This is a genomic window from Nocardioides sp. J9, assembly GCF_007829375.1.
GTDB lineage: Bacteria > Actinomycetota > Actinomycetes > Propionibacteriales > Nocardioidaceae > Nocardioides.
Window position 1 is genome coordinate 53,857 of record NZ_VLJQ01000052.1, and the last position, 22,288, is coordinate 76,144.

General features: G+C 71.4%; 24 protein-coding genes. 4 read left to right on the top strand and 20 right to left on the bottom strand.

Annotated elements, in window-relative coordinates; translation table 11 throughout:
• Positions 1-19 precede the first annotated feature (19 nt).
• Positions 20-439: a hypothetical protein gene (locus L615_RS04810; RefSeq protein ID WP_145724304.1), complete on the bottom strand. Its 420-nt coding sequence runs from the start codon at positions 437-439 to the stop codon at positions 20-22.
• Between the two features lie 95 nt (positions 440-534).
• Between L615_RS04810 and L615_RS04815 the strand changes: the two genes are divergently transcribed.
• Positions 535-894, top strand: coding sequence for an ArsC/Spx/MgsR family protein (locus L615_RS04815; protein WP_261376558.1), 360 nt, complete (start codon positions 535-537; stop codon positions 892-894).
• A gap of 111 nt (positions 895-1,005) precedes the next feature.
• Here L615_RS04815 and L615_RS04820 read toward each other — a convergent pair whose 3' ends face one another.
• Together L615_RS04820 and L615_RS04825 are read right to left on the bottom strand one after the other, a co-directional pair.
• Positions 1,006-3,045, bottom strand: coding sequence for a protein meaA (locus tag L615_RS04820; RefSeq protein WP_084254990.1), 2,040 nt, complete (start codon positions 3,043-3,045; stop codon positions 1,006-1,008).
• Positions 3,046-3,143: 98 nt separating this feature from the next.
• Complete coding sequence (locus L615_RS04825; RefSeq protein ID WP_051485623.1) at positions 3,144-3,482, bottom strand: STAS domain-containing protein; 339 nt, start codon at positions 3,480-3,482, stop codon at positions 3,144-3,146.
• Positions 3,483-3,609: 127 nt separating this feature from the next.
• On the opposite strand from L615_RS04825, the gene L615_RS04830 reads away from it, so the two are divergent.
• The 3 genes from L615_RS04830 (at position 3,610) to L615_RS04840 (ending at position 8,065) form a co-directional block, all read left to right on the top strand.
• Positions 3,610-4,191, top strand: coding sequence for a cob(I)yrinic acid a,c-diamide adenosyltransferase (locus L615_RS04830; protein ID WP_145724305.1), 582 nt, complete (start codon positions 3,610-3,612; stop codon positions 4,189-4,191).
• A gap of 91 nt (positions 4,192-4,282) precedes the next feature.
• Positions 4,283-4,810, top strand: coding sequence for a hypothetical protein (locus tag L615_RS04835; protein WP_222430444.1), 528 nt, complete (start codon positions 4,283-4,285; stop codon positions 4,808-4,810).
• Between the two features lie 60 nt (positions 4,811-4,870).
• Positions 4,871-8,065 (top strand): DEAD/DEAH box helicase, encoded by a 3,195-nt coding sequence (locus L615_RS04840; RefSeq protein ID WP_145724306.1) that lies wholly within the window; start codon positions 4,871-4,873, stop codon positions 8,063-8,065.
• Positions 8,066-8,071: 6 nt separating this feature from the next.
• On the opposite strand, the gene L615_RS04845 is transcribed toward L615_RS04840, so the two are convergent.
• The 17 genes from L615_RS04845 to rpmE all read right to left on the bottom strand — a co-directional run bounded on the left by L615_RS04845 (position 8,072) and on the right by rpmE (position 21,982).
• The gene (locus L615_RS04845; protein WP_261376559.1) at positions 8,072-9,475 is read right to left on the bottom strand and encodes an MFS transporter; all 1,404 of its coding nucleotides are present in this window, start codon (positions 9,473-9,475) and stop codon (positions 8,072-8,074) included.
• Positions 9,476-9,485: 10 nt separating this feature from the next.
• Positions 9,486-9,941 carry a DUF2550 domain-containing protein gene (locus L615_RS04850; protein WP_028655146.1) on the bottom strand — a complete coding sequence of 152 codons (456 nt, stop codon included), beginning with the start codon at positions 9,939-9,941 and terminating at the stop codon, positions 9,486-9,488.
• A 5-nt stretch (positions 9,942-9,946) separates the two neighbouring features.
• Positions 9,947-10,354 (bottom strand): F0F1 ATP synthase subunit epsilon, encoded by a 408-nt coding sequence (locus tag L615_RS04855; RefSeq protein ID WP_028655145.1) that lies wholly within the window; start codon positions 10,352-10,354, stop codon positions 9,947-9,949.
• A gap of 2 nt (positions 10,355-10,356) precedes the next feature.
• Entirely contained in the window at positions 10,357-11,811 is a 1,455-nt protein-coding gene (gene atpD / locus L615_RS04860; RefSeq protein ID WP_028655144.1) for a F0F1 ATP synthase subunit beta, read from the bottom strand.
• A gap of 33 nt (positions 11,812-11,844) precedes the next feature.
• Positions 11,845-12,759 (bottom strand): F0F1 ATP synthase subunit gamma, encoded by a 915-nt coding sequence (locus tag L615_RS04865; RefSeq protein WP_028655143.1) that lies wholly within the window; start codon positions 12,757-12,759, stop codon positions 11,845-11,847.
• Between the two features lie 2 nt (positions 12,760-12,761).
• Positions 12,762-14,399, bottom strand: a complete 1,638-nt coding sequence (gene atpA / locus L615_RS04870) for a F0F1 ATP synthase subunit alpha (RefSeq protein ID WP_028655142.1) — start codon at positions 14,397-14,399, stop codon at positions 12,762-12,764.
• A gap of 54 nt (positions 14,400-14,453) precedes the next feature.
• Entirely contained in the window at positions 14,454-15,260 is an 807-nt protein-coding gene (locus L615_RS04875; RefSeq protein ID WP_036517311.1) for a F0F1 ATP synthase subunit delta, read from the bottom strand.
• The gene (locus L615_RS04880; RefSeq protein ID WP_028655140.1) at positions 15,260-15,823 is read right to left on the bottom strand and encodes a F0F1 ATP synthase subunit B; all 564 of its coding nucleotides are present in this window, start codon (positions 15,821-15,823) and stop codon (positions 15,260-15,262) included. The genes L615_RS04875 and L615_RS04880 overlap by 1 nt, the downstream gene beginning before the upstream one ends.
• A 61-nt stretch (positions 15,824-15,884) precedes the next feature.
• Positions 15,885-16,106 (bottom strand): ATP synthase F0 subunit C, encoded by a 222-nt coding sequence (atpE, locus tag L615_RS04885; protein ID WP_028655139.1) that lies wholly within the window; start codon positions 16,104-16,106, stop codon positions 15,885-15,887.
• 103 nt (positions 16,107-16,209) lie between these two features.
• On the bottom strand, positions 16,210-17,013 hold the full coding sequence (gene atpB, locus L615_RS04890) for a F0F1 ATP synthase subunit A (RefSeq protein ID WP_232221718.1): 804 nt from the start codon (positions 17,011-17,013) through the stop codon (positions 16,210-16,212).
• A gap of 16 nt (positions 17,014-17,029) precedes the next feature.
• Positions 17,030-17,275, bottom strand: coding sequence for a hypothetical protein (locus L615_RS04895; RefSeq protein WP_051485621.1), 246 nt, complete (start codon positions 17,273-17,275; stop codon positions 17,030-17,032).
• A gap of 30 nt (positions 17,276-17,305) precedes the next feature.
• Complete coding sequence (locus L615_RS04900) at positions 17,306-17,752, bottom strand: hypothetical protein (protein ID WP_028655137.1); 447 nt, start codon at positions 17,750-17,752, stop codon at positions 17,306-17,308.
• Between the two features lie 79 nt (positions 17,753-17,831).
• Positions 17,832-19,055: a glycosyltransferase family 4 protein gene (locus L615_RS04905; protein WP_145724307.1), complete on the bottom strand. Its 1,224-nt coding sequence runs from the start codon at positions 19,053-19,055 to the stop codon at positions 17,832-17,834.
• Positions 19,048-19,737 (bottom strand): L-threonylcarbamoyladenylate synthase, encoded by a 690-nt coding sequence (locus tag L615_RS04910; RefSeq protein ID WP_261376560.1) that lies wholly within the window; start codon positions 19,735-19,737, stop codon positions 19,048-19,050. Before L615_RS04910 ends, L615_RS04905 begins: the two co-directional genes overlap by 8 nt.
• A 29-nt stretch (positions 19,738-19,766) precedes the next feature.
• Positions 19,767-20,597, bottom strand: coding sequence for a peptide chain release factor N(5)-glutamine methyltransferase (gene prmC, locus L615_RS04915; protein WP_186449736.1), 831 nt, complete (start codon positions 20,595-20,597; stop codon positions 19,767-19,769).
• The gene (prfA, locus tag L615_RS04920; protein ID WP_028655135.1) at positions 20,594-21,667 is read right to left on the bottom strand and encodes a peptide chain release factor 1; all 1,074 of its coding nucleotides are present in this window, start codon (positions 21,665-21,667) and stop codon (positions 20,594-20,596) included. Before prfA ends, prmC begins: the two co-directional genes overlap by 4 nt.
• 99 nt (positions 21,668-21,766) lie before the next feature.
• A complete protein-coding gene (rpmE, locus tag L615_RS04925) occupies positions 21,767-21,982 on the bottom strand; it encodes a 50S ribosomal protein L31 (RefSeq protein ID WP_028655134.1) in 216 nt (71 codons plus the stop codon).
• Positions 21,983-22,288 lie beyond the last annotated feature (306 nt).

The window sequence follows — 22,288 nt, forward strand, 5'->3', positions numbered from 1 at the left end:
GCAGTGGGACCGCACGCGGTCAGGCAGCCTTCTGCAGCTGCTTCTTGGTCACCTTCTTGCCGCTGGTCGTGACCAGGACCCGGCGCTTGACGGTGAAGCCCTCCGGCAGCGTGCCCTCCTTGAGCATCCGCAGCGGGCAGCGCTTGCACCTCTCCTTCGAGACGCAGCACTCGATCTTGGGCAGCCTGGCCTTCGACGCGGCCTTCGCCGACGTGCCCTTGGCGTACTTGTCCCTGGCGGGCTTGTCCTTGGCGGGCTTGACCTTGCCGGGCTTGTCCTTGGCGGGCTTGACCTTGCCGGGCTTGTCCTTGGCGGGCTTGACCTTCGCGGGCTTGACCTTCGCCGGCGTGGCCCCGCGCAGGTCAGTCTCGGAGAGACTCGCCCCGGCGAGCTTCTTCTTCGACTTCTTCCCGGCCTTCGCGGCGGACTTCTTGCCCACGGGTACGAGGGTAGGCGATCAGGCAAGGCGCGCCTAACCAATGTGACGCCCACCACGGGAAGGCTGCCGCCGGTGCGGTCGCTAGGGTGCGGTGCGTGATCGAGATCTGGCTGAACCCCGCCTGCTCCAAGTGCCGCACCGCGCAGACCGAGCTCGACGCGGCCGGCGTCGAGTACACGGTGCGCCGCTACCTCGAGGAGCCGCCGACGGTGGCCGAGCTCGAGGACGTGCTCGGCCGGCTCGGCCTGGAGCCGTGGGACATCACCCGGACCGCCGACGCGCGCAAGCTCGAGGTGACGCTGCCGGCGAAGGACCCCGCCCAGCGAGCGGCCTGGCTGCAGGTGCTCGCCGACCACCCGCGCCTGGTCCAGCGCCCGATCATCACCGCCTCGGACGGCACCACGGTGGTCGGCCGCGACCCGGAGTCGGTGGCCCGGGTCATCGAGGCGGGCTGAGACGCCGACGGCCGCCGCGGGAGGTCCCGGGGCGGCCGTCGTACGTCGCGGTCAGGCGGTCGGTCCAGTCCGTCGGTCCAGTCCGTCGGTCCAGTCCGTCGGTCCAGGCCCTCAGGCCAGGCCGTTGGCCTTGCGGATCACCTGGACGATGCCGCCCATGATCTCGGTGAGGCCGAAGTCCTTCGGGGTGTAGACCGCGGCGACGCCGAGGTCCACCAGCGCGCGGCCGTCGGACTCCGGGATGATCCCGCCGACGATCACCGGGACGTCGTCCATGCCGGCCGCCTTGAGGCCGTCGAGGACGGCGGGCACCAGCTCCATGTGCGAGCCGGAGAGGATCGACAGGCCGACGCAGTGCACGTCCTCGGCCACCGCGGCCGCGACGATCTGCTCCGGGGTGAGCCGGATGCCCTGGTAGATCACCTCGAAGCCGGCGTCGCGGGCCCGCACGGCGACCTGCTCGGCACCGTTGGAGTGGCCGTCGAGGCCGGGCTTGCCGACGAGAAGGCGCAGGCGGCCGCCGAGCTCGTCCCCGGTCTTCTGCACCGCCTCGCGCACCGCGGTCAGCTCGGCGCCGGCCTCCGCGACACCGACGGCGCCGGAGACGCCGGTCGGGGCGCGGAACTCGCCGAAGACCTCGCGCAGGGTGCCGGCCCACTCCCCCGTGGTTGCGCCCGCACGGGCGGCCGCGAGGGTCGCGGCCACGAGGTTGGTGCCGCTCTTGGCGTCCTCGGCCAGCCTGGCCAGCGCTGCGTCCACCTCGGCCTGGTCGCGCTGCGCCTTCCACGCCTCGACCGAGGCGAGGGCCGCCTTCTCGGCCTCCGGGTCCGCGACCATGATCGCGCCGTCGAGGTCGGCGGTGAGCGGGCTGGGCTCGGTGGTGTCGAACTTGTTGACGCCGACGATGACCTCGTCGCCGGCCTCGATCGCTGCGCGGCGGCGGGCGTGCGAGGAGACCAGCTCCTGCTTCATGTAGCCGGAGTCGACGGCGGCGATGGCCCCACCCATGGCCTGGACCCGGTCGATCTCCGCCTTCGCGCCGGCGACCAGCTCGTCGACCTTCGCCTGGATGACCGGCGAGCCGTCGAAGATGTCGTCGTACTCGAGCAGGTCGGACTCGAAGGCCAGCACCTGCTGCAGGCGCAGCGACCACTGCTGGTCCCACGGCCGCGGCAGGCCGAGTGCCTCGTTCCACGCCGGCAGCTGCACCGCGCGGGCCCGGGCGTTCTTCGACAGCGTGACCGCGAGCATCTCCAGCACGATGCGCTGGACGTTGTTCTCCGGCTGGGCCTCGGTCAGGCCGAGGCTGTTGACCTGCACGCCGTAGCGGAAGCGGCGCATCTTCGGGTCCTTGACGCCGTAGCGCTCACGGGTGATCTCGTCCCACAGCTCGACGAAGGCGCGCATCTTGCACATCTCCTCGACGAAGCGGACGCCCGCGTTGACGAAGAAGGAGATCCGGCCGACGACCTTCTCGAAGTCCTCCTCCGAGACCTGGCCGGAGTCCTTGACCTGGTCGAGGACCGCGATCGCCGTGCACATCGCGTAGGCGATCTCCTGCACCGGCGTCGCGCCGGCCTCCTGCAGGTGGTAGCTGCAGATGTTGATCGGGTTCCACTTCGGGATCTCGTGGACCGTGTAGGCGATCATGTCGGCGATCAGCCGCAGGGAGTGCTCCGGCGGGAACACGTAGGTCCCGCGCGAGAGGTACTCCTTGATGATGTCGTTCTGCGTCGTGCCGGCCAGCTGGTGGGCGACCTCCGACGGCGACAGGTCGGGGTTCTGCTCCTCCGCCACGACCTGGTAGAGCGCGAGCAGCCACATGGCCGTCGCGTTGATCGTCATCGAGGTGTTCATCTCGGTGAGCGGGATCTGGTCGAAGAGCTTCCGCATCTCGCCCAGGTGCGGCACCGGTACGCCGACCTTGCCGACCTCGCCGCGCGAGAGCGGGCTGTCCGGGTCGTAGCCCGTCTGCGTCGGCAGGTCGAAGGCCACCGACAGGCCGGTCTGGCCCTTGGCCAGGTTGGTGCGGTAGAGCGCGTTGGACGCCTCGGCGGTGGAGTGCCCGGCGTAGGTGCGCATCACCCAGGGGCGGTCCTTGGGGCGCGAGGCCTTCTCGGGCGTGGCGTCGGCGTCAGGCGTGGTGCTCATAGAGCGAAGACTAGGCCGATTGCTACCAGTTGGTAACGCCCGTTCGCTGTGTGGTTCTGCACAGCATCCGGTCCGGAACCGGCAGGTATGGATCCCGCTCAGGCGGGGATCGGCAGGCGCTCGAGCTCGAAGAGCCGGGCCAGGTGGGTGAGGTGCAGCATCCGCCGCACGGCCGGACCGCCGCCGCGGAGCACGATCACGCCACCGCGCAGGCGCACCCGGCGGCTGGCCGCTGCCAGGACCTTGAGCGCGGTCTCGTCGATGCTGGTGACGTCGTCGAGGTCGACCAGCACGCGGCCGTCGCCGGCGGAGCCGTGCTCGTCGAGGTGCCGGTAGAGCGCCGAGCGGAGCTCCGCCGTGCTGCGGACGTCGAGCTCGCCGCCCAGCACGAGGACGGCAGACGTGGTGCCCAGGTCGGTCCTGATCGTCGCGCCCATCCGTGCCTCCCGAGTCGTTGCGGGCCATCCGTCCGTGCCCTCTTACCCACCTTGACGCTCGGGTACCCCATTCGGTTGCACCGAGCCCCGGAAATTTTTCGCGCGTGTCGCCAGTAGGCTCGCGCCCATGGTCAACCTCACCCGCATCTACACCCGGACCGGCGACGCGGGCGAGACCCGCCTGGGCGACATGAGCGTGACCACGAAGACCGACCTCCGGCTCCTCGCCTACGCCGACGTGGACGAGGCGAACGCCCACCTCGGCGTCGCGATCGCGACCGGGGAGCTCGAGGACGACGTGGTCGCCGTGCTCACCCACGTCCAGAACGACCTGTTCGACGTCGGCGCCGACCTGTGCACCCCGGTCGTGCCCGACCCGGAGTACCCGCCGCTGCGCATCGAGAAGGACTACGTCGACCGCCTCGAGGGCTGGTGCGACCACTACAACGACCACCTCGAGAAGCTGCGCTCGTTCATCCTCAACGGCGGCACCCCGGCCGCTGCGCACCTGCACGTCGCCCGGACCGTGGTCCGCCGCGCGGAGCGGGGCGCCTGGGCGGCGTACGAGGTGCACGGCGAGACGATGAACAAGCTCGCGATCACCTACCTCAACCGGCTCTCCGACCTGGTCTTCATCCTCGCCCGCTACGCGAACCGCGAGCGCGGCGACGTGCTGTGGGTGCCGGGCGGCGAGCGCGCGAAGGGCTGAGCCGCTGCCAGCCTGTCGCCCCCTGCCGCCGCCGGTCGCCCCGCCGTAAACCGGTTGTCCGCCCTCCCGCCCGCAGGTGAGGCTGGGACCGATGGACGTCACCTTCACGAAGCTGCGCGGTCGCTACGAGGTCCGGGTCGACCGGACGGTCGGGCCTGCCCTCGCGCCCCGCAACGGGCCGGGCTGGCACGACGCGGTGCCCCACGACGTCGCCCATCTCATCTCCGAGTCCGAGGCCGGGCTGCGCGGCGCGGTGTTCGGCCGGCTGGCCGCCGCGGACGGTGACGACGGGATGTTCTGGCCGGCGGACCCGGCCGCGCGGAGGAAGTCGCTGCGGAACCGGCGGGCGCCGACCCCCGAGGAGTCCGCGGACATGGAGCTCTCCGAGCGGCTGGCGTCGCTGACCGTCGCGTTCTGGGAGGTCGCCCGTGGCCGGCGCACGCCGGACCCGGCGTGGCCCGGCAGCATCGAGGACAGCGGGGTCGACCGGGACCTGCTGGACCGCATCTTCGCGCGGTACGACGAGTTCGCGGCCCGCTGGGAGGCCCTGCCCGCCGGTGGGTCGGTCACCATCCCGTGGCCCTTCCCCGAGGGCTCCGGGCGGCGGCGGCGCCGCTGACCCGACCGGGTGTGGATGGATGCGGGGGACGTCGGACCTCCGTGCCAGCATGGAGGGATCGTGAACGTCCTCGCCGAGCTCACCGACGCCTTCCTGGCCCGTCACTTCGACCCCGGGACGCTCGAGCGCGCCCGCGAGGTGGTCGAGCGCGGAGCCGTGCGCCGCCCGGAGATCGGGATGCTGTCCGCGGCGTCGGTCACCGCGACCGCTGAGGTGCAGGGCACCCGCGAGGCGCCCTACCAGGTCCAGCTGCACGCGGAGGCACCGAAGGACGACTACGAGGGCTGGCTGTTCACCGTCTGCTCGTGCCCCGTGCGCTCGGTGTGCAAGCACGGAGCCGCGCTCGCGCTGACCCTGCGCCAGTCCTTCACCCCGACCCCCGCGCCCTCCCCCGCGGCGTCGACGTGGCGGCGCACCCTCGAACGGGTCGTCACCGAGCTGGACCGGCAGCGCCGCGAGCCGGTCGACGAGCTACCCCTCGCGCTGGAGGTCAGCCTGCAGGAGCCGCGGCGCGGCTACACCGGCGTCGGGGCGACGCTGCACGTGCGGCCGCTGCGCCGCGGCCGCAACAAGCCCTGGGTCAAGACCGGCGCCGACTGGGCCGACGTCGCGGCGTCCGGGCTGACCGGCGGCTTCCCCCGGGCGCAGGCCGAGGCGGTCACCGCCCTGCACAACCTCTGGCTGGCCCACCGGCCCTACTACTACGCCGGCGCGGCCCCGTCGCTGGAGGAGTTCGGCGACCAGGTGGTGCACGCGCTGCGCACCGCCCGCGACGCCGGGGTCACCCTGCTCGGCACCGGCGGCATCCACGTCGTCGAGGTCGCGGACGACCCGGCCGAGGTGGTCGTCCGGCTCACCGACGCGGCGAACGGCGGCGGCACCGACGTGCAGGCCGTGGTGGCGCTCGGTGAGCAGTCCTGGCGTGGCGACGCCGTCGTCCCCATCGGCAACCCGGCCACCACCGTCGGCCTGGTCGACGACGCCGGCCGCCTGGTGCTGGCGACCCTCGCCTCCCCCATGCCGCTCTCGGTGCGTCACCTCGTGGACGGTCCGGGCCTCACCGTGCCCCCGGCCGAGGCAGAGGAGCTGCGCGCGGAGCTGCCGGTGCTGATGCGCCACCTGAGCGTGGTCAGCGAGACCCCGGCGATCGAGCTGCCCGAGCCGCTCACACCGACGCTGGTGCTGACCGTCACGTGGCACAGCGCGACGAAGGCGTCCCTGGACTGGACCTGGGAGTACGGCGAGGACGGCAGCTGCGCGGTCGGCAGCCGCAACCCCCTCGGCGGGGTGCGCGACCACGACGCCGAGCGCGCGATCGTCGCGCAGGTGCCGCCCGAGCTGCTGGGCACGACGACGGCCACCGACGGTGAGGCGCTGCTGCTCGCCATCCACGAGCTGCCGCACCTGCGCACCCTCGACGGGGTCCGCGTGGTCGAGCAGGAGCGCCCGGACTTCCGCGAGGTCGACGTCGCGCCGGAGATCAGCTTCGACGTGGTGGAGCCCGACCCCGACTCCCCCAGCACCGACTGGTTCGACCTCGCCGTCAGCGTCCGCGTCGACGGGGAGGCGATCCCGCTGCCCGACGTGCTGGCCGCACTCACCGTCGGCCTGGACTACCTCGTCCTGCCCAGCGGCACCTACGTCACCACCGACCGCCCGGAGTTCGACCGGTTGCGCGAGGTCGTCGCCGCGGCGGCCGAGCTGCACGAGCGCGAGGGCGAGCGGATCACCGTCGGCCGGCAGGACCTCGGCCTGTGGGCCCAGCTCGCCGAGACCGGCGTCGTCGACAGCCAGGTCGCGGCCTGGGTGCAGCGCGCCGAGGCCCTGCGCGACCTGACCGAGATCCCGCGGCCGGAGCCGCGGGGCCTGGTCACCGCGCTGCGCAGCTACCAGCGCGAGGGCTTCTGGTGGCTGGCCTTCCTGTGGCAGCACGGGCTCGGCGGGATCCTCGCCGACGACATGGGCCTCGGCAAGACCCTGCAGGTGCTGGCGCTGGTGGCGCACGCGCGCGCCGAGCGGCCGGACGAGGGCCCCTTCCTCGTCGTCGCGCCGACCAGCGTCGTCACCGCCTGGGCCGACGAGGCCGCGCGCCACGCGCCCGACCTGCGGGTCGGGGTCGCGGGGCGCCGCGACGACGACGTGGCCGCCCTCGCCGCCGACAACGACGTCGTGGTGACGACCTACACCCTGCTGCGGCTGGCCCAGGCGGAGTACGCCGCGGTCGGCTGGGCCGGCGTCGTGCTGGACGAGGCGCAGCAGGTGAAGAACCACCAGAGCAAGACCTACACCGCCGTGCGTACCCTCGACGCGCCCTTCCGCCTCGCGGTGACCGGCACGCCGTTCGAGAACCGGCTGATGGAGCTGTGGTCGTTGCTGTCGGTGACCGTGCCCGGCCTCTACCCGTGGCCGCGCCGGTTCAACGAGCGCGTCGTGCGCCCGATCGAGCGCGACGGCGACCAGGTGGCGCTGGAGCGGTTCCGCGCCCGGGTGCGTCCCTTCCTGCTGCGCCGCACCAAGGAGCTCGTCGCCGACGACCTCCCGCCGAAGCAGGAGCAGGTCCTCGCCGTCGACCTGTCACCGAAGCACCGCAAGATCTACGACACCCACCTGGCCCGGGAGCGGCAGCGGATCCTCGGCCTCGTCGAGGACTTCGACCGCAACCGGGTCGCCATCTTCAGTGCGCTGACCACGCTGCGCCAGCTCGCCCTCGACCCCGCACTGGTCGACCCCGACCACGACCGGGTCGGTTCGGCGAAGCTCGACGTCCTGGTCGACCACCTGCTGGAGATCACCGCCGAGGGCCACCGGGCCCTGGTGTTCAGCCAGTTCACCTCGTTCCTCGCCCGGGTGCGCTCCCGCCTCGGCGAGGCCGGCATCGCCACGACCTACCTCGACGGCTCCACCCGCGACCGGGCCGGTGTGATCGACGAGTTCCGCTCGGGCGAGGTGCCGGTGTTCCTGATCTCCCTCAAGGCCGGCGGCACCGGGCTCACCCTCACCGAGGCCGACTACGTGTTCGTCCTCGACCCGTGGTGGAACCCCGCCGCCGAGGCGCAGGCCGTCGACCGGGCGCACCGGATCGGCCAGACGCAGCACGTCCACGTCTACCGCCTCGTCGCGAGCGACACCATCGAGGAGAAGGTGATGGAGCTCAAGGCGCGCAAGGCCGAGCTGTTCAGCCAGGTGATCGACGGCGACGGCGCGATGAGCACCTCGATCGGCGCCGAGGACATCCGGGGCCTGTTCGAGGACTGAGCGGCTTCAGCCGGACCGCGCGACCTCCGGGTTGCGGATCGTCAGCCACGAGAACGGCCCGCTCGCCGCGAGCAGGCCGGCGCAGCACAGCATCGCGTCGCGATAGCCCTCGGTGAACGCCGACGGCACCTGGTAGTCCTCGCCGGACAGCCCGACGAGCAGCGGCAGTGCTGCGACGGCGAGCAGCGAACCGGCCCGCGCGATCGCGTTGTTGACACCCGAGGCCACCCCGGCGTGGTGGGCCGGGGCTGCGTCGAGGACGGTCGCGGTCAGCGGCGCGACCATCGTGGCGAGCCCGAGACCGAAGACGGTGAGCGGCAGCGCGACGTCGAGCCAGTAGTGGACGTCGTCGTCCACCCGGGCCAGCAGCAGGCTGCCGGTGCCGCACAGCAGCGGGCCGCCCGTCATCGGGGCACGGGGTCCGACCCGGGCACCGAGCGCACCACCCCGCCCGGCGAGCAGGACCATCACGACCGTGATCGGCAGCGTGGCGAGCCCGGCCCGCAGGGCGTCGTACCCAGCAACGGTCTGCAGCTGCAGCACGAGGAAGAACAGGATGCCGCCGAGCGCGGCGTAGGTCAGCAACGTCATCACGTTCGCGGCCGAGAACTGCCGGGAGCCGAAGAGCGAGAGAGGCAGCATGGGGTGGGCGCTGCGACGTTCGGCCGCGACGAACGCACCGCCGGCCAGCAGGCCCACCGCCAGCGCCACGGCCGCGCCGGTCGGCGTGGTGCTCCACTGGATGAGGGCGTAGGTGATGCCCCCGAGGCCGAGGGCACCGAGGACGGCGCCCGCCGTGTCGAAGCCGGTCACCGCGTCGGGGTCGCGGGTCTCTGGTGCCGCGCGCACCGCGAGCAGCGCCAACGCCGCGACGGGCAGGTTGATGAGGAAGACCCAGCGCCAGCTCGCGACGTCGACGAGCCAGCCGCCCACGAAGGGCCCGACGGCGGCGGCGACGCTGCCGAGCCCGGTCCAGGTGCCGATGGCGCGGGCCCGGTCGGCCGGCGCGAAGGCTCCCTGGATCATTGCGAGGCTGCCCGGCACCAGCAGCGCCGCGGCGACGCCCTGGGCGATCCGGGCGACGACGAGGAACGAGGCGCCCGGCGCCAGCCCGCAGGCCGCCGAGGTGAGGGCGAAGCCGGTGACACCGAGCACGAAGACCCGGCGCCGGCCGAACCGGTCGCCGAGCGAGCCGCCGAGCAGGGTCAGGGCGGCGAGCGTCAGCAGGTACCCGTTGGCGACCCACTGGAGGTCACCGAGGCTGGCGTCGAGGTCCTCCCCGACCTGGCGCAGCGCGACGTTGACGACGGTGCTGTCGAGCAGCGCCATCGCGCTGCCGAGGGTGGCCGCAGCGAGGACCGCCCGGCCGGCGGGCGAGGCGAGGGCGACCTCCGCCGAGGGCGTTGCCACCCCCGACGCCCTAGGGGTTGCCCTTGGCGCGGTTCCAGTCGGTGCCCGGGGGCATCGCCTCGAGCCAGGCCTGGAAGCCGGTCAACGAGGACACGCTCATCGCCAGCTCGACCAGGCCCGAGGGGGACTGGCACTGGATGACCAGGTGGTCGGGGTAGAGCGAGGCCTGCTCGGCGCCGAGCGGCGCCCGGCGACCGTCGTACGCCAGCTCCTCGCGGCTCCACGACTTCTTGGGTCGCGGCGAGAGCGAGAAGACGCGGAACCACTCCAGCGTCTCACCCGAGTAGCGGCCCAGGCCCAGCACCCAGCCCCGCTCGGGACGGTCGGTGCGGCACCGGTGGCTCAGCTCGAAGGTGCCTCCGTGCCGGGACAGCAGACGGCGCCGGACGATGAGTCCGGCGCCGTACAGCACACACAGCAGCAGGAGGGCGCCACAGACGTCGAGCAGCCACTCCCACCATGCCATCCGTGCTAGCTGACCTTCTCTGCCGCGCGGATGCGCGCCTCGGCGTGCCGGACGCGCTGCTCCGCCTCGTCATTGGAGTCGAGGAGGCGGCGGGCCTCCTCGAGGTCCACGCGAGCCTGGTCCACCTCGATGTCCTCGGCACGCTCGACGCGCTCCGCCAGGATCGAGACCCGGTCGTTGGCCACCGACAGGAAGCCGCCGTCCACGGCCGCGACCACGAGCTGGTTCGTGTCCGCGACCTGGATCTCGATCACCGACGGCGACAGCAGCGAGAGGGTCGGCGCGTGCCCACGCAGCACGCCGATGTCACCCTCGAGCGTGCGCGCGATGATCATCGCTGCCTCGCCGGACCACACGGTCCGGTCGGCGGCGACGAGCTCGACGTGCAGGTGCTCGACTGCGGTCTCAGCCATGATCAGAGGCTCTTCTGGATCTCGGCCCAGTTGCGCTCGACGTCGTCGAGGCCGCCGCACATGAAGAACGCCTGCTCGGCCACGTGGTCGTACTCACCGTCGGCGATCTTGTTGAACGCCTCGATGGTGTCGGCCACGGGGACGGTCGAGCCCTCGATGCCGGTGAACTGCTTGGCGACGTAGGTGTTCTGCGACAGGAACCGCTGGATACGACGCGCACGGGACACGATGATCTTGTCCTCCTCGGAGAGCTCGTCGACACCGAGGATCGCGATGATGTCCTGGAGCTCCTTGTTGCGCTGCAGGATCTGCTTGACGCGGATCGCGCAGTCGTAGTGCGCCTGACCGATGTACTGCGGGTCGAGGATCCGCGAGGTCGAGGTCAGCGGGTCCACGGCCGGGTAGATACCGAGCGAGGCGATCTCGCGCGAGAGCTCGGTCGTCGCGTCGAGGTGCGCGAACGTGGTGGCCGGGGCCGGGTCGGTGTAGTCGTCCGCGGGGACGTAGATCGCCTGCATCGAGGTGATCGAGCGACCACGGGTCGAGGTGATGCGCTCCTGGAGCACACCCATCTCGTCGGCCAGGTTCGGCTGGTAGCCCACGGCGGAGGGCATGCGGCCGAGCAGGGTCGACACCTCGGAACCGGCCTGGGTGAACCGGAAGATGTTGTCGATGAACAGCAGCACGTCCTGGTTCTGGACGTCGCGGAAGTACTCCGCCATCGTCAGCGCGGACAGCGCGACGCGCAGACGCGTGCCCGGCGGCTCGTCCATCTGGCCGAAGACCAGGGCGACCTTGTCGAAGACGCCCGCGTCCTTCATCTCCTCGATGAGGTCGTTGCCCTCACGGGTGCGCTCGCCGACGCCGGCGAACACCGACACACCACCGTGGTTCTTGGCGACGCGCGCGATCATCTCCTGGATGAGCACGGTCTTGCCGACGCCGGCGCCACCGAACAGGCCGATCTTTCCACCGGTCACGTACGGCGTGAGCAGGTCGATGACCTTGATGCCGGTCTCGAACATCTGGGTCTTCGACTCGAGCTGGTCGAAGGCCGGAGCCTTGCGGTGGATGCCCCAGCGCTCGTTGACCTCGACCCGCTCGCCCTCCTCGAGGTTGAGGAAGTCGCCGGTGGCGTTGAAGACCTTGCCGAGGGTCACGTCGCCGACGGGGACCGTGATCGGGCCGCCGGTGTCGGTGACGCTCTGGCCGCGGACCAGGCCGTCGGTCGGCTTCAGCGAGATGGCGCGGACCATGCCGTCACCGATGTGCTGGGCGACCTCGAGGGGCAGCGTGGTGGTCTCGTCGCCGAGGGTGATGTCGGCCTCGAGCTTGTTGTAGATCTCGGGCATCGAGTCGGTCGGGAACTCGATGTCGACGACCGGGCCGATGACCCGTGCGATCCGACCCACCGAGGCCGCACCGCTGGCGGTGGTCTCTTCAACCGTTGCAGTCATGTCTTACTCCGTTTGGTGTTGTCTCTGGTGGGGTCAGTCGTTCGCGGCCTGGGCGTCGGCGAGGGCGTTCACGCCGCCGACGATCTCGCTGATCTCCTGGGTGATGCCCGCCTGGCGCGCCTGGTTGGCGATCCGGGTGAGCTTCTTGATCAGCTCCTCGGCGTTGTCCGTGGCGGACTTCATCGCCTTCTGGCGGGCCGCGAGCTCGGAGGCCGCGGCCTGCAGGAGGCAGTAGAAGATCCGGCTCTGGACGTACTGCGGAAGCAGGCCGTCGAGGACCTCGGCGGCCGACGGCTCGAACTCGTAGAGCGGCAGCAGCTCGGACTCGTCCGGAGCCTCCTCGCCCTCCACGACCTCGAGGGGCAGCAGCCGGATCGCGGTCGGCTCCTGGGTGAGCATCGAGCGGAAGCGGGTGTAGACGACGTGGACCTCGTCCACGTCACCGTCCTCGCCCTGCTCCTTCAGGAACGCCTCGATCAGGGCCGCGCCGATCTCGGCGGCCTTGTCGTAGGTCGGCTGGTCGGAGAAGCCGGTCCATGCCTTGACGAACGGGCGGTTGCGGAACCGGAAGTACGCCTCCGCCTTGCGACCGGCCAGGTAGAAGTCGATCTCCTTGCCCTCGGCACGAAGCCGCTCGGCGAGGCGCTCGGTCTCCTTGATGACGCTCGAGGAGTAGGCACCCGCCAGGCCGCGGTCGCTGGTGATGACCAGGACCGCTGCCTTCTTCGGGTTCTCCTCCTCCCGCGTCAGCGGGTGGTCGACGTTGGAGAACGTCGCCACCGCTGACACGGCGCGCGTCAGCTCCCGGGCGTACGGCGCTGCCGCCTGTGCCCGCTGCTGCGCCTTGATGATCCGGGACGCAGCGATGAGCTCCATGGCGCGCGTGATCTTCTTCATCGACTCCGTCGACTTGATCCGCGCGCGGTACTCACGCAGCGATACGGCCATGCTCAGGCTCGCTTCTGCTTGACGATCTGCTCCTGCTCGAGCTCGTCGTCGGCGAGCGCCTCGGCCTCGGGCTCGTGCCCGACCTTGATGCTGCCCCCGTCGGAGGTCTCGAACTGGTTCAGGAAGGAGTCATACGCCGCCGCGAGGTCGTCCTCGACCTCGAACTTCTGCGACTCACGGATCTGCGCGAGCAGGCCGTCGTGGGAACGACGCAGGTAGTCGAGGAACTCGCCCTCGAAGCGGAGGACGTCGTTGGTGTCGACCGCGTCCAGGCGACCCGAGGTGCCGAGCCACAGCGAGACGGTCATCTCCTCGAGCGGGTACGGCGAGTACGCCGGCTGCTTGAGCAGCGCCATCAGCCGCTGGCCGCGGGCCAGCTGCTGCTTCGACGCGGCGTCGAGGTCCGAGGCGAACATCGCGAAGGCCTCCATGGCGCGGTACTGCGCCAGGTCGACCTTGAGCGAGCCGGTGACGGCCTTCATCGCCTTCGTCATCGCGGCACCACCCACGCGGGAGACCGAGATACCGACGTCGATGGCCGGGCGCTGGTTGGCCGCGAACAGGTCCGACTGCAGGAAGATCTGGCCGTCGGTGATCGAGATGACGTTGGTCGGGATGAACGCCGAGACGTCGTTGGCCTTGGTCTCGATGATCGGCAGGCCGGTCATCGAGCCCGCGCCGAGCGAGTCGGAGAGCTTCGCGCAACGCTCCAGCAGGCGGGAGTGCAGGTAGAAGACGTCACCGGGGTACGCCTCGCGGCCCGGCGGACGACGCAGCAGCAGCGACACGGCACGGTAGGCCTCGGCCTGCTTGGTCAGGTCGTCGAACACGATGAGGACGTGCTTGCCGTCGTACATCCAGTGCTGGCCGATGGCCGAGCCGGTGTACGGCGCGAGGTACTTGAAGCCCGCGCTGTCGGACGCCGGGGCGGCGACGATCGTGGTGTACTCGAGCGCGCCGGCCTCCTCGAGCGCGCCACGCACGGAGGCGATGGTCGAGCCCTTCTGGCCGATGGCGACGTAGATGCAGCGGACCTGCTTGGTCGGGTCGCCCGACTCCCAGTTCTGCTTCTGGTTGATGATCGTGTCGATGGCGACCGTGGTCTTGCCGGTCGCGCGGTCGCCGATGATCAGCTGGCGCTGGCCACGGCCGATCGGGGTCATCGAGTCGATGGCCTTGATGCCGGTCGCGAGCGGCTCGTGGACCGACTTGCGCATCATGACGCCCGGAGCCTGCAGCTCCAGGGCGCGGCGACCCTCGGTGGCGATGTCGCCGAGGCCGTCGATCGGGCGGCCGAGCGGGTCGACCACGCGGCCGAGGTAGCCCTCGCCCACGGGGACCGAGAGGATCTCGCCGGTCCGGCGGACCGTCTGGCCCTCCTCGATCTTGTCGAAGTCACCGAGGATGACGACACCGATCTCGCGGTCCTCGAGGTTCAGCGCGAGGCCGAGCGTGCCGTCCTCGAACTCGAGGAGCTCGTTGGCCATGGCCGAGGGGAGGCCCGACACGCGGGCGATGCCGTCAGCGGCGGAGGCGACGGTGCCGACCTCCTCCTTGCTCGCGGCAGCGGGCTGGAAGTCCGCGACGTACTTGGCGAGGGCGTCGCGGATCTCGTCCGGGCGGATGGAGAGTTCCGTCATCTCTGGTGCCTTCTCTCTTCTCTACAGCTGTGAAGTCGTGGGTGTGGTGCGGCGTCAGCCGGCGATCTTGCGGCGCGCGTCGTCGAGCCGGGCGGCGACGGTGCCGTCGATGACATCGTCGCCGATCTCCACACGGAGGCCACCGAGGACCTCCGGGTCGATGACGACGTTGAGGTGGACCGGCCGGCCGTACTGCCGCGTGAGCGCGGCCTGGAGGCGCTGCTGGTCGGCGTCGGACAGCGCACGGGCGACGTGGACGGTGGCCACGCCCTCCCCCTGCACCTCGGCGGCGGTGCGCTCGTAGTCCTCGAGCGCGGCCACCACGGTCCGGTAGGAGCCGGAGAGCGCCTGTTTGGTCAGCTGCAGCGTCGCGGGCAGCACCTTGCCGGCGAGGATGCCCTCGAGGAGGGCCTCCTTGTCGGCGGCGGAGCGGACCGGGTCCGACAGCGCGTTGCGCAGGTCGCTGTTGGCGGTGACCAGCTGGCGGACGCCGAACAGCTCGTCGACCAGGGTGCCGCCCTGGATGCCGACGGAGCGTACGGCGGCCACGACGCCCAGCTGCTCGAGCGCGTCCGCGAGGTCACGGGTGCGCGTCCAGCGGCGACCGGCTGCCTCACGGAGCAGGCCGAGCGTCGCCGCGTCGACCTTGCCCGTGAACACGTCGCCGACCAGGCCCGCGCGGGCCTCGGCCGGGACCGACTGGTCGGTGACCACGCGGCGCAGCGCCGCCTCGGACCGGAAGGCACCAGCGACGGAGAACAGGTCGCCCGCCACCGTGGCGGCGGACGCCTCAGCCACCCCACCGACCAGGTCGGTGAGGGCGGCCACGGCGTCGGCGGAGGCCCCGCGGAAGGACACCATCACGCGTCCTTGCCGGCGTCGGAGGCGTTGGCCGTCTCCAGGTCGGCGAGGAACCGCTCGACGACGCGCGACTGGCGCGCCTCGTCCTCGAGCGACTCACCCACGATCCGGCCGGCGAGGCCGGTCGCGAGCGTGCCGACCTCGGCGCGGAGCGAGGTGACCGCCTGCTGGCGCTCGGCCTCGATCTGGGCCTTGCCGTGCTCGACGATGCGGGCAGCCTCGGCCTGGGCCTGCTCCCGCATCTCGGCCACGATCTGGGCACCCTGCTCACGAGCCTCCTCGCGGATGCGTGCAGCCTCGTGCCGCGCCTCGCTCAGCTGCTGCTCGAGCTCGGCCAGCTTGGCGTCGGCCTCGGCCTGCTTCGACTCAGCCGCAGCGATGCCGCCCTCGATCGCCGCCGAGCGCTCAGCGAACGTCTTCTCGAAGTTCGGGGCGACGAACTTCTTGATGGCGAAGAAGAGGATGCCGAACACAACGAGTGCGATCGCCACCTCCTCCCACAGCGGGACGAGCGGGTTGTGCTCTTCGCCCTCCGCTGCGGCGAGGATCACCAGTGATTTCATGGACCTGACCTATCTGGGTCGAGCTTGCTGACGGTGCTCAGCGATCGTCTTGCGACGATCGTCACTCAGTGCTGGAGCCGGTGAGGACGAACGCGAGGGCGATACCGATGATGGCGAGCGCCTCGGCGAGCGCGAAGCCGAGGATCGCGATCGACTGGAGGCGGCTCTGCGCCTCGGGCTGGCGGGCGACGCCGTTGATGTACGCGGCGAAGATGAGACCGATGCCGATACCCGGGCCGATGGCGGCCAGGCCGTAACCGATCATGTTGAGAGAGCCACCCATGGCTTCTTTCCTTTCGGGTTGTTTTCTCGTGCGAGAACTGTGGGGTTGTGGTTCGGGAACTGCTGGACTGCGCAGATCCGGTGGATCTGGTGGATCTGGTGGATCAGTGCTCGTCGGCGAGCGCGCCCTGGATGTACATCGCGTTCAGCAGGACGAAGACGTAGGCCTGCAGGAACTGGACCAGGATCTCGAGGAAGCTGACGAGGATCGCGAGCACCCAGGCGAGCGGGCCGGCGACGTAGCCGATGCCGCCGACGTGCTCGATGAGGTACAGACCACCGGTGGCGAAGAGCACCAGCAGGATGTGGCCGGCGAACATGTTGCAGAACAGTCGGAGGGCCAGCGTGACCGGGCGGACCAGGATGTTCGAGAAGAACTCCAGCGGCACCAGCAGCGGGTACATGAAGGGGCTGACACCCGACGGGACGCTCTGCAGCTTCAGGTAGCCGATGACGCCGTGCTTGGCCATGCCGACGCCGTTGTAGATCAGCCAGGACATCCCCGCCAGCGCGTAGGCCATGCCTGCGCGGCTGAAGGTCGGGAACTGGAAGAACGGGATGCTGGCGAAGAGGTTGTTCACCAGGATGAAGAAGAACAGCGCGACCAGGTAGGGCACGAACTTCTGGAAGTCGCGGCTGCCGATGATGTCGCGGGCGACGCTGTTGCGCACGAAGTTGTAGGCGCCCTCACCGGCGAACTGCATCCGGCCGGGGACGAGCTGGCGGGAGCGCGACGCGGCGTACAGCAGGCCGAAGACGACGATCGCGGCGATCACGAGCTGCAGCATCGGCTTCGTCACGCCGAACCCGGCGATCTCGAAGACCGGCGGCAGGTCGAAGATGCTCGGGCCGGGAGCGTGGAACGACTCCCCCTCGGCGGCGATGGTGGCACTGGCTGCGGTGATCACCAGGTCTCCTCTGCGTTCACTGCTCGTCTGTGGATTCGGGCTTCGGGCGTTCGGGCTGCTCGGAGGCAACCATGCGGAAGCGCCTCGTGGTCAGGTAGATCCCCAGCGCGGCACCCACGAGGATGCCGACCGCTACGAGGAACGTGGTGTCCAGCCAACGGTCCGCGAGCCAACCGAGGAAGCCGTAGAACACGACCCCGGCCACCAGGTAGCCGAACGCATGCCACGGATCGCCCTGGGGCTTCTCCTCGGGCTGACTCATTGCGCCCCGGACAATAGCAGTCGCCACGGGTCATCGCGCACCGCCCTCGGACGGGGTGGACGGCCGGGTCTCGAAGGCCGGGATCCGGGCCGTCGTCGCCAGCACGATCTGCACGCCCATCCACACGAACGCGCCGAGGATGATCGCTCCCCCGACCCAGTTCCGGTCCAGCTCGTCGTCGAGCAGGCCGGAGGTGTTGAGCGCGACGAAGACCAGCGCCATGAGGGCCACCTGGAAGGTGTAGGTCACCATCGCGAAGAGCAGCGACGCCGAGGGCAGCAGGCGGGCGACCGCCTCCACGGCGAAGGAGCCGAAGGCGAAGACGCCGACCGCGATCAGTCCCCCGACGGCGGCGCCGGCCGCGGCCGGCCCGCCGGAGACGAGGGCCGCGACGCCGACCAGCACGACCGCGGACGCCGTGGCCGCGAGGGCCGCACGGGCCACCACGCGGTGGGTCCGGCTGTCGGTCGTCATCATCGGCGGCCGTTCTTCTCGAGGCGGTCGTCGGGCTGTGGGAGGGCTCCGTAACCGGGGCGACGGAACTTCGTGAAAGTTATCACAAGGTCTCGGGGGCGTCGGAATCGGGGGTGCTCCCCTGCGCCTCGGCGGGCTCGGGCAGCGGTGCGTCGGAGGTCTCCAGCGCCTGGTCGATGACCTGCTCGACAAGGGGGGTGTTGACCAGCGGCAGCGCGAAGGTCAGCGCCACCGTGAGCACGAACCCCGCGCCCAGCGCGCCCCACACCGCCGGACCGGTGAACAGGCTGGCCACGACGACGCTGAAGGCGATCAGCCCGGCCCACAGCCACATGATGATGACCGCGCGGCGGTGGGAGTGCCCGATCTCGAGCAGCCGGTGGTGGAGGTGCTGCTTGTCGGGGGCGAACGGCGAGCGCCCGGCCCGGGTCCGTCGTACGACGGCCAGGACCAGGTCGGCGAGCGGCACCAGCAGGATCAGGATCGGCAGCAGCACCGGCAGCAGGACCGGCAGCAGGCTGGCGCGGGTCCCGTCGGCGCCCTGGGTGAGGTCGCCCGGCGCGAACTGGGTGGTGATCGTGATCGCGGTCGCCGAGAGGACCAGGCCGATCAGCATCGAGCCGCTGTCGCCCATGAACAGCCGGGCCGGGTGGAAGTTGTGCACCAGGAAGCCCAGGCAGGCCCCGGCCAGCGCGGCCGAGAGCAGCGCACCCGTCGTCGCACGGGTGACGTCGTTGAGCACCGAGAGGGAGTAGCAGAAGAGGAAGAACGCGGCCGAGCTGATCCCGATGACGCCGGCGGCCAGCCCGTCGAGGCCGTCGATGAAGTTGACGGCGTTCACGGTGGCGACGACGGCGAAGGCGGTCAGCAGCGCCCCCTGCCCCGGGTCGAGCGAGAAGACCTCGCCCTGCGACTGGTAGAAGTAGCGGAACTGGATGCCGGAGTAGACGAGGATCCCGACGGCCAGCACCTGGCCGCCGAACTTGGTCAGCGCGTCGAGGTCGATGATGTCGTCGACCACGCCGACCGCGCAGACCAGCGTGCCGGCCAGCAGCACCGCGAGCGCGTCGTCGAAGACGAACGCACGCTCGCCGCCCAGGAAGGGCAGCCCCTTCGCGACGACGTAGGCCGCCCACAGGCCGCCGAGCATCGCCAGCCCGCCCAGGTAGGGGATCGGCTCGGCGTGCACGTCGCGGTCGCGCACCTTGGCGACCGCCCCGGTGCGCACGGCGATCTCCCGCGCGACGACCGTCAGCAGGTAGGTGACGACGGCCGCGACGAGGAAGACGACGAGGTACTCACGCATCGGACGGCTCGGTCGGCTCCGTCGGGTCGGTCTCCACCGTCAGCCCGAGGTCGACCAGGACCGCGTCGATGTCCTCGACCGGGATCGCCCCGGCGCGCAGCAGGCGCGGGCGCGGACCGGTCGCGTCGATGATGGTCGACGCCACGCCGCCCGGGGCCGGGCCACCGTCGACCACGACCGCGACGGCCTCGCCGAGCATCGCGACCGCCTCGTCGGCGTAGAGCGCCGCCGGCTGGCCGGAGATGTTGGCCGAGCTGACGGCCAGCGGGCCGGTGCGGTCGAGCAGGGCGCGGGCGACGTCGTGGTCGGGCATCCGGACCGCGACCGTGCCGCGGGTCTCCCCCAGGTCCCACTGCAGCGACGGCTGCTGGTGGCACACGATGGTCAGCGCGCCGGGCCAGAACTTCTCGACCAGCGGCGCGACGTACGGCGGCACCCGGGTCGCGAGCGCCTCGAGCGTCCCCTTCGTGCCGACCAGCACCGGCGGGGGCATCTCCCGCCCGCGGCCCTTGGCCCCGAGCAGGCGGGTCACGGCGGAGGGGTCGAACGCGTCGGCGCCGACGCCGTAGACGGTGTCGGTGGGCAGCACGACGAGGCGGCCCAGGCGCACGGCCTGGCCGGCGGCCTCCAGCGCCGCCTCGCGCTGCTCGTCGGTCTCGGTCGGGAACCGCTCGGCACTCACGACCCCCATCCTCGCATCCGTCCGCCCGCTCACCGGGGGCGGCGTGCCGTCACGAACCGCGGCCGGCCGGCGAGGTCGCGGTGGTCGCGGACCTCCTCCCAGCGCCCTCCCTCGCTGAACACCGCCGGGGCCGCCTCGCCCTGCACGTCGGCGTGCTCGACGCCGACCACTCCCCCGGGCCGCACCAGGTGCAGCCCGCGCACGGCGATGATCCGGATCGCGTCGAGCCCGTCGTCGCCGGAGAAGAGGGCGAGGTGCGGGTCGTGGTCGCGCGCCTCGACCGCGACCGACTCCCACGCCTCGAGCGGGACGTAGGGCGGGTTGCTGACCAGCACGTCCACCTCTCCCGCGAGCTCGTCGAAGGCGGTGGCCAGGTCGCCCAGGCGCAGGTCGACGCCGGTGCCGGCCAGGTTGCGCTCGGCCCACGCGTGCGCGGCCGGGTCGAGCTCGACGGCGTGCACCTGCGCCTGGGGCACCTCGTCGGCGATGCTGCGGGCGATCACGCCGGAGCCCGTGCACAGGTCGACGACCACCGGGGTGCGGCCGGCGGCCGCCACCTCCCGGGCCCGGTCGACCGCCCACCCGGCGAGCAGCTCGGTCTCGGGGCGCGGGACGAAGACGCCCGGTCCGACCTCGACCTCGACGTGGCGGAACCCGGCGGTGCCGGTCAGGTGCTGCAGCGGCTCCCGGGCCGCGCGCCGCGCGAGCAGCTCGTCGAAGCGCCGGCGGGCGTCGTCGTCGACCCTGTCGAGGAGGAACAGCGCCCCGCGGGTGGTGCCGAGAACGTGGGCGAGCAGCTCGGCGGCGTCGTGCTCGGGGCGCTCGGCGGCGGCCCGGACCAGCCGCCTGGCGTCGCTCATTCCTCGAGCGCCGCGAGCCGGGCGGCCATGTCGGCCTCGACGCAGGAGTCGAGGACCGGCTGGAGGTCGCCGTCGAGGACCTGGTCGAGGTTGTAGGACTTGTAGCCGGTGCGGTGGTCGGAGATCCGGTTCTCCGGGAAGTTGTAGGTGCGGATCCGCTCGGACCGGTCGACGGTGCGGACCTGGCTGCGCCGGGCGTCGCTGGCCTCGGCGTCGGCCGCGTCCTGCGCCGCCTGCAGCAGCCGGGCGCGCAGGATGCGCAGTGCCTGCTCCTTGTTCTGCAGCTGCGACTTCTCGTTCTGGCAGCTGACCACGATGCCGGTCGGCAGGTGCGTGATCCGCACCGCGGAGTCGGTGGTGTTGACGCTCTGTCCGCCGGGACCCGAGGAGCGGAAGACGTCGATGCGCAGGTCGTTGTCGTGGATCTCGACGTCGACCTGCTCGGCCTCCGGCATCACCAGCACGCCGGCGGCGCTGGTGTGGATCCGGCCCTGGGACTCGGTCACCGGAACCCGCTGGACCCGGTGCACGCCGCCCTCGAACTTGAGCAGCGCGTACGGCGCCTGGCCCGGCTCCGTCGTACCCGTCGCCTTGACCGCGACGGTCACCGACTTGTAGCCGCCGAGGTCGGACTCGGTGGCGTCGAGGACCTCGGTCTTCCAGCCGCGCCGCTCCGCGTAGCGGGTGTACATCCGCAGCAGGTCACCGGCGAACAGGGCGCTCTCCTCGCCGCCCTCGCCGGACTTCACCTCGAGCAGCGCGTCCTTGTCGTCAGCCGGGTCGCGGGGCACCAGGAGCCGGCGCAGCCGCTCGGCCGCCTCCTCCTGCTGGGCGAGCAGGCCCTCGACCTCCTCGGCGAACGCCGGGTCGTCGGCCCCGAGCTCGCGGGCCGCCTCGGCGTCCTCGCCGGCCTGCCGCCACTCGCGCCAGGTCGCGATGATCGCGTTCAGCTCGGCGTAGCGGCGGTTGAGGGTCCGGGCCAGCCGGGCGTCCGCGTGCGTCTCGGGCAGCGCGAGCCGGCCCTCCAGCTCGGCGTGCTCGGCGAGCATGCCCTCGACGGCTTCGAACAACGGGGGACTCCTCGGGGAGGTGGCTGTCGGGAGGTGCTGCGGTCGGAAATGACGAACGCCGGTCCACCCCCGCAGGGACGGACCGGCGCTCGGAGGCAGCTACTTCTTGGCAGCCTTGGCGTAGCGGGCCTCGAAGCGGGCGACGCGGCCGCCGGTGTCGAGGATCTTCTGCTTGCCGGTGTAGAACGGGTGGCACTGCGAGCACACGTCGGCGTGGATCGAGCCGGAGGTCGCGGTGCTGCGGGTCGTGAAGCTGTTGCCGCAGGTGCAGGTCACCTGGGTCACGACGTACTCGGGGTGGATGTCCTTCTTCATGGTGTCCTCTCAACGGGGGTCCGGGTCGCCTCGCGGGATACGGGCGTGAACCGGAGCCAACGGGAGATCCTACGGCGGGATCCCTCACCTCCCCAAACCGCGGGGCGGGCGGGGATGTTCCCCCGCGTCGGCCCGGTGCGCCCGACTGTGCCGGGCACAGCCCGCCACGAAGGCCCGGAGGTTTCGAGGCTCCTCGCYGGCGCTCGTCGCACCTCAACCACCGGGAGTCCGGCGAAGTACCCGAGGCTTGCCGCCAGGCGGGGGCTGGACCTACGCAAGGCAACCGCGCGCGCGGCAGCGCGGCGC

Bases quoted from the DNA above. Each gene is read 5' to 3' on its own strand.
- atpE (WP_028655139.1), bottom strand. From the start codon at position 16,106: ATGGGTGGCTCTCTCAACATGATCGGTTACGGCCTGGCCGCCATCGGC.
- L615_RS04855 (WP_028655145.1), bottom strand. From the start codon at position 10,354: ATGGCTGAGACCGCAGTCGAGCACCTGCACGTCGAGCTCGTCGCCGCC.
- prmC (WP_186449736.1), bottom strand. From the start codon at position 20,597: ATGAGCGACGCCAGGCGGCTGGTCCGGGCCGCCGCCGAGCGCCCCGAG.
- L615_RS04830 (WP_145724305.1), top strand. From the start codon at position 3,610: ATGGTCAACCTCACCCGCATCTACACCCGGACCGGCGACGCGGGCGAG.
- rpmE (WP_028655134.1), bottom strand. From the start codon at position 21,982: ATGAAGAAGGACATCCACCCCGAGTACGTCGTGACCCAGGTGACCTGC.
- atpA (WP_028655142.1), bottom strand. From the start codon at position 14,399: ATGACGGAACTCTCCATCCGCCCGGACGAGATCCGCGACGCCCTCGCC.
- L615_RS04900 (WP_028655137.1), bottom strand. From the start codon at position 17,752: ATGATGACGACCGACAGCCGGACCCACCGCGTGGTGGCCCGTGCGGCC.
- L615_RS04905 (WP_145724307.1), bottom strand. From the start codon at position 19,055: ATGCGTGAGTACCTCGTCGTCTTCCTCGTCGCGGCCGTCGTCACCTAC.
- L615_RS04850 (WP_028655146.1), bottom strand. From the start codon at position 9,941: ATGGCATGGTGGGAGTGGCTGCTCGACGTCTGTGGCGCCCTCCTGCTG.
- L615_RS04825 (WP_051485623.1), bottom strand. From the start codon at position 3,482: ATGGGCGCGACGATCAGGACCGACCTGGGCACCACGTCTGCCGTCCTC.
- L615_RS04820 (WP_084254990.1), bottom strand. From the start codon at position 3,045: ATGAGCACCACGCCTGACGCCGACGCCACGCCCGAGAAGGCCTCGCGC.
- L615_RS04865 (WP_028655143.1), bottom strand. From the start codon at position 12,759: ATGGCCGTATCGCTGCGTGAGTACCGCGCGCGGATCAAGTCGACGGAG.
- L615_RS04875 (WP_036517311.1), bottom strand. From the start codon at position 15,260: ATGGTGTCCTTCCGCGGGGCCTCCGCCGACGCCGTGGCCGCCCTCACC.
- L615_RS04880 (WP_028655140.1), bottom strand. From the start codon at position 15,823: ATGAAATCACTGGTGATCCTCGCCGCAGCGGAGGGCGAAGAGCACAAC.
- atpD (WP_028655144.1), bottom strand. From the start codon at position 11,811: ATGACTGCAACGGTTGAAGAGACCACCGCCAGCGGTGCGGCCTCGGTG.
- L615_RS04895 (WP_051485621.1), bottom strand. From the start codon at position 17,275: ATGAGTCAGCCCGAGGAGAAGCCCCAGGGCGATCCGTGGCATGCGTTC.
- L615_RS04835 (WP_222430444.1), top strand. From the start codon at position 4,283: ATGGACGTCACCTTCACGAAGCTGCGCGGTCGCTACGAGGTCCGGGTC.